5 protein-coding genes are annotated in these 5,822 nt (G+C 62.1%); 4 read left to right on the top strand and 1 reads right to left on the bottom strand.

The window, feature by feature from the left end; genetic code table 11:
* Positions 1–506 precede the first annotated feature (506 nt).
* The gene (locus Ssi02_RS19030; protein WP_204027252.1) at positions 507–854 is read left to right on the top strand and encodes a VOC family protein; all 348 of its coding nucleotides are present in this window, start codon (positions 507–509) and stop codon (positions 852–854) included.
* Between the two features lie 23 nt (positions 855–877).
* On the opposite strand, the gene Ssi02_RS39830 is transcribed toward Ssi02_RS19030, so the two are convergent.
* Positions 878–1,372: a transposase gene (locus tag Ssi02_RS39830; protein ID WP_373870173.1), complete on the bottom strand. Its 495-nt coding sequence runs from the start codon at positions 1,370–1,372 to the stop codon at positions 878–880.
* Positions 1,373–2,209: 837 nt separating this feature from the next.
* Between Ssi02_RS39830 and Ssi02_RS39625 the strand changes: the two genes are divergently transcribed.
* The 3 genes from Ssi02_RS39625 (at position 2,210) to Ssi02_RS19010 (ending at position 5,283) form a co-directional block, all read left to right on the top strand.
* The gene (locus tag Ssi02_RS39625; protein ID WP_307825714.1) at positions 2,210–2,683 is read left to right on the top strand and encodes a DUF4244 domain-containing protein; all 474 of its coding nucleotides are present in this window, start codon (positions 2,210–2,212) and stop codon (positions 2,681–2,683) included.
* Positions 2,684–2,688: 5 nt separating this feature from the next.
* Positions 2,689–3,114 carry a TadE family type IV pilus minor pilin gene (locus Ssi02_RS19015; protein WP_275410711.1) on the top strand — a complete coding sequence of 142 codons (426 nt, stop codon included), beginning with the start codon at positions 2,689–2,691 and terminating at the stop codon, positions 3,112–3,114.
* 1,713 nt (positions 3,115–4,827) lie between these two features.
* Positions 4,828–5,283 carry an Rv3654c family TadE-like protein gene (locus tag Ssi02_RS19010; protein ID WP_275410710.1) on the top strand — a complete coding sequence of 152 codons (456 nt, stop codon included), beginning with the start codon at positions 4,828–4,830 and terminating at the stop codon, positions 5,281–5,283.
* Positions 5,284–5,822 lie beyond the last annotated feature (539 nt).

Here is a 5,822-nt window from a genome sequence, read left to right as displayed (position 1 = left end):
CAACGGGGCGACGTGGTTGCCCGACCGCTCCTCAAACCGCGCAAGGGAGATGTTGGCAACTCCGTGGTGCTGTGGCCCGCCTAGGGGTGCAGTTCGCTCTAGATCTGGCAGGGCGGCTGGGCAGCTTGGGGGTGTTCAGGTCGGCCGGGTCGAGTTCGGTAACTCCGGTGGTGCTGTGGACCGCCTTAGGGGCAGTTCGCTGCTGATCCGACCAGGGCGGCAAGGGGCTTGGGAGTGTTCAGGGCGGCTGGGCCGAGGTCCGCGACTCCGGTGGTGCTGTGCCCAGCCTTATGGGGTGTAGTGCGTCTAGATCCGGCTGGGCGGCTGGGCAGGTTGGGGGTGTTCAGGTCGGCTGGGTCCAGTTCGGTAACCCCGGTGGTGCTGTGGCCCGCCTTCGGGGCGCAGTTCGCTCTGGGTGTGTTTCAGAAGTGCGTGGCGGTATCCCGGCGCCCTGTCCCTGGGAGGCTTGGTAGTAGGAGCCGCTGTCGCTCGTCAGGGGGTAGTTGATGGTTGTTCGCCGGGTGGTGCCGAACGTTCACACGAACGCGGTGCACGAGAGTCGGGAGTTCTACGGGCTGCTGGGGTTCGAGGAGGTCATGGACCACGGTTGGATCATGACGCTCGCCTCCCCGGCTGCACCGCAGGCACAGGTTAGCTTCATGACCCACGACGAGACCGCGCCTGTCGCGCCCGATCTGAGCATCGAGGTAGACGATGTGGACGCGGCGTATGCCGCAATTCGGGAGAGCGGCGCGGAGATCGTGTATCCCCTGCAGGATGAGAAGTGGGGCGTTCGGCGGTTCTTCGTTCGCGACCCCAACGGCCAGGTCGTCAACGTGCTGGGCCACCGGTAGACGCCCATGTTGTCGTTTGTATGTCACAGCCGTTCGTCAACGCAGGCGATGTGCGGGGTGGCCTCGTAACGGACGGCGAGTCTGTCGCACCGGGTGGCGACCGCCCGGTTGCGTTTGAGCCGGCTCGGGGCGCATTCGACGGCGTGCCTCTCACGGTGGTCGATCTCGCAGGACTTCGGTGGCCGGCCGCCTGCTCTGCCCCGGTTCCTGCGGTGGCAGATCTGGCTGGCCCTCTCTGGGATCGTCGCGGAGATCCGGCGTCGCCGCAGGCAGGCGCGGTTGGCGCGGGAGCCGTAGGCCTTGTCGGCCCGCACCTTGTCCGGCTTCTTGCGAGGTCGGCCGGGCCCGGACCTCGGGACACCGATCTTCTCCAGGACGGGTTGGAACTGCGGCGAGTCATTCCGCCGGCCCGCGGTCACGACCGGCGACAGGAGCTTTTGGCCCTGCTCGGTCGATAAGTGCGTCCTGGTCGTGAGCCCGCCCCTCGACCGGCCCAGCCCATAGTCGTCCGGTTCCACACTCACCCCACAGGGCGGCTCTACCTGAAGATCCCCCTTGTGCGTGCACCAGCGGCATGCTGGTGCGCCCGCGCGATTGTGGAATCCACGGTCACATCCCACGTGATTAAACCCTCCGCGTCCGCCCGTGCCTGCAGGTCCTTCAAGATCCGCGCCTGTGCTCCGCCCGCCGCCGGCGCCGGAAGAGCCCGTACACCGTTTCCCACTTCCCATGCCGGGCAGGCGCGTCCCGCCACGGCGCATCTGTGCGTGGACCCCATTGATGAGCTGCCGTTTCGTGCACCTCGGCGGACTTCCCGGCTTCTTCCCCGCCGACAACAACGGCTCCAGCACCGCCCACTGCGCGGCAGTTAAATCACCACGACGCACCCGGAGATCACCCCAGAAGCAAATCACGTGAGTGATCCACTTCTAAGCAGGCTCTAGATCCGGCCGGGCGGCAGGGGCTGTTCGGGGGTGTCCAGGTCGGCCGGGGGCGAGTTTGAGTTCACACATTCAGAAGTCGTACGGCTGCTCTCTCGGCCCGCGCACGATAGCTTGCGCCCTATCAGGATCGTCATAACGCTGAACAAAATACGAAATGGAATCTGCGCCGGTACGGCAAAAGCCGACGAAGCCACCTCATGCGGATCTATGTTAAGGAATCTGAATGGTCCGGGTTTCCCCCTTGCAGAGTCAACTTTGGTAGCCGGGTTTTCCACAGGCAAATGGCGCAAATGGTCCCGTGGTCAGGCTATCCACAGATTGGCGCCGACCCTCTCCAAGAGCCTGCATGCTGGGCCATCATGCTTCCAGTCGCCCGGGCAGAGTGTCCGGTCACATTGGCAGGAGGACGTCATGAATGACTCGATCCCCAAGATGCAACCTGGTTCCTCGCGCAGTTCGGTTCTCGCAGTTGGATGGTTTCTTAGCATCGTGCGGCGACTGGAGACAGCTCATCACATTCGCAAGTGCCCTTTTCTGTGCCCCTCCTCAATGGTCGCTGATAAGGCATCCATCAAAGAGATATCTGCGGCATATATTCGCAGACTCTACGAAGTCACGAGCAAAGCACGGTGCCGCCTCACGACTCACCTGATCACAGTTCTCAATGCGCCCTTTAACCCTCCACCTCCTCCGAAGCCAGACAAGACCTCCGCCCAATACAGCGTCCGGCAGAGCCCGGATCGCGGCATGTCCACGGCCGAATATGCGGTCGGCACCATCGCAGCCTGCGGTTTCGCCGCGCTCCTCTTCAGGATCGTCACGTCCGACGAAGTCCGCACCCAACTACTCGCCTTGATCAAGCGAGCCTTGGAAGTCGCTGGTTGACCAGCATGTGCACACCCGCAACACCACACATCCAGAGGGGTGTTCAACAGATCGCCTGCGCACGGGGACGTGGCCCACGTGCACGGTCCCGAGGCTCGGTCACGGCCGAGACCGCCGTCGTCTTCCCGTCGATGGTCGTGGTGCTGGGAGTGTCCCTCTGGATGATCAACGTGGTCGAGATGCAACTCAGGTGCGTCGACGCGGCCCGTGCCGGCGCAAGGGCCATAGCGCGAGGCGAGCCTCCCGACCGAGTGCGACAGGCGATGCTCGCCGCCCTGCCCGCCGACGCTCACACGACCATCACCCGGGACAACGACACCGCCCGAGTCCGAATCTCCGTCGACGTCCGCCCGACATGGGGAGGCGCCTTACCTGTCCTGGCCGTCCACGCCACAGCCGTCTCTCCCCTTGAACCCGGCGAGCTCCCCTGACCGCCAGGGGAAGGCTCCGTGTCACATCGAGCTGCGCGGTCTACGACTCGACCTGTATTACAACGCCTCTGCCACCGTCCCTGCTATCGTCCGCGACCTTCTTCGCCCTGTGGTCGGCGAGCGTCCTGGCCTTCTTGGGAGGATTCTGAGCCGTTTGTGTCTTGATTGGTGGGCCCACCTCACGGCCTGTTCGATAACGCACTAGGTATTCGACACCGCTCTACTCCGTTGTCCGCGCCAACTACCACCTTCTCCTTTCTTACAGCGGGGACAGCACTCCAACCGCTGGAGGCGAGGGAAGGATGCCGGATGCCTCCAGCCCTTGCCAAGAACCTCACAAGCAGCAGCATCTCCGAGGAAGTTCGTCAATCGCCCGAAGTACGTCAAGCAGGAGCTCCCCAACAAGGCCTAGGCCGATGAGGAGAAGGCCGCCGCGATGGTCCCGACCCCTCGGGCGCGAGCTCAACGAGCTCCGTTGCGCATTGGGCATCAAGACGAAACCGCTGATGACCCACCCGAGTGTGTTCTGGTGCAGGCGAGACGTTCAGCGCCCCGCTCGCCAGGGACGGCTGGATGACAACAAGGACGAGATTCTTGGAGCTGCCTGAACATCTCGGGTTCCACCTGAATACGTCGGCCTCGGCTCCAGCGCCCACAGCGTCGAGGCGCCGTCTCCAGTCCGCCTCGCTGATCTCGTGAGGGTAGAGATACCGGGCTCCTCGATTCGAAACCTAAGGGGACAAGTGGTGCCTTTGGAAGCAACCGGTGATGCTTTGGGATCTCGTCGATGGGCGGGGGAAACTCGTGAGGATCTGCTTGGAGCCTAAGGGGACAAGTGGTGCCTTTGGAAGCAACCGGTGATGCTTTGGGAACTCGTCGATGGGCGGGGGAAACTCGTGAGGATCCGCTTGTCCATCGAGAGAGTCATTCGCCGGCCAAGGGCCGAGGCTGGCGGCATACTCATCTTTGTGGCAGAAATTCAGATAGTTGCACGAGGCAACAGGAAAGCGGGTGTAGAAGGCTTAAGTCGGTCGAGAGTGTATCGCTACCTACGTTGTCTGCTGCGTGTAGTGTGACTCGTTCCTTTCTATCAAGGGAGATGTTGCTGGAATGTCTATGATGGGCAGGTCGACGTCGGCACTCGGTCTCAGGAGTAGTAGAGGTATTGGTGTTTGCGTGGCCTAACCACCCAACTGGCGACCTGTTCCTGAGGGCCGCCTCGCTTGTGATTCCCGATAAAGTGGTCGCCTTTTGTGGATTGTGGCCTGTTTTGCAACCTGGTGTCTCGCTAATAGAGGTCTGTGTAAGTGTCCGGGCAGGTTGTTTTGCGCCTTAATATATGCGTGGGAGGGGTTGGGCTGGGGAGCCTGTCTTTATGGCTGCCTGGGCAGGGCTGGTTTGTGTCTTAACGCGTGTTGGTGAGAGGCAGGCTTCGGTGTTTGTCTATGCGGCACCTGCTGTAGCTGGTGGGTCCACTTATATGCAGGGGCGGTTGGTGTTGTAGTTTTGGTTGGTTGTGGTGTGTTTTGGTGGCTGGTTGTTTTGTTGGTGGGTGTTGTGCGCCTGTCTAGGCTGGCTGTTTTTGTGCCTTGATATGTGCATGGAAGTGGCAAGGCTCATGTGTGGCGCTATGGCGTGATCTGAGGTTTGGGGCTACCTGCCCCTGGTAGCCAGTCCCGATGGCATGTTGACGACAACAAGAGGAGATCGCGGGTGAGGCCTCGCGAAGTCAGAAGGGCGTCCTCGGTTCCCGGAACCAGGTCCCCAACGGGCAAGGAGCAGTCATGGCGGCGCAGGGGGATACCAGGGGGTTGCGACCGCGGTTCCGCGACGGTCTGGGCGGTTGGGATCATGATGTTGACCGTGCTCGCTGCCTACGTCTTCGCCTTGGTCGGTGCGATCCGTGTGGCGAGGCATCGAGCGCAGGCCGCCGCCGATCTCAGTGCCCTGTCCGCGGCGAAGGTCATGGCGGTTGGCCGTGACCGCGCCTGCGACGAAGCCGCGACGCTGGCCAAGGCCAACGGGGCTTTTCTCCAACGCTGCGACCTGGTTGGCGAGACTGTGGAAGTGAGAGTCGCCATCCGGTTTCCTGTCCCCGGCGTTGGTCTGCGAATAGTGATCGCGCATGCCAGAGCAGGGCCGGTCTCATCGCAAGTACGGCATGACTGATCGCCTGCTCGTTTTGGATTGCCGTGCTATTCGCTGCGCATCGTCCGGTAGGTCTTGATCCGGTCGGGTAAGTCGCTGTGGTCCCCAGTGACGCGGGTGAATGCTTTGCTTCGTCAGGCCAAGCCGAAGTGCACTGGTCCGACCGATCGGTTTTCAGTCTGGCCCGATCATTTTTCGCTGCCTGGTGTGTTGGTCGGCTCTGTCACGCCAATAGCTGGAGCACCCGTGGTCGATCTCGATCCATTCGCCTTGTGATGGTGAGAGCCATGAGGGAGGCGGCGTCGTGGAGTTTGCTCATGTTCCAGTCGTTCAGATTCCCGCCGATCGATGTCCGCAGGTATTAATAACCGCGCTCCCAACGTTGCCGAAATTCGGAAAGCGGCGAATCGGTCGATTTTTCCTAGCCCTTCTTTCTGTACTGGGGTATGAGACCGGGGATCGTTTGTCGGCGGTTTCTCGGAGGATTGTAGGGCGTGGACCTAGGAGTGCCTAGGAGTACTGACAGCGCGGATGTTGGTGGCAGGGGAGCGGGATTCTGG

The organism is Sinosporangium siamense (assembly GCF_016863435.1).
Classification (GTDB): domain Bacteria; phylum Actinomycetota; class Actinomycetes; order Streptosporangiales; family Streptosporangiaceae; genus Sinosporangium; species Sinosporangium siamense.
This window is presented reverse-complemented; position numbering and strand designations above follow the sequence as displayed.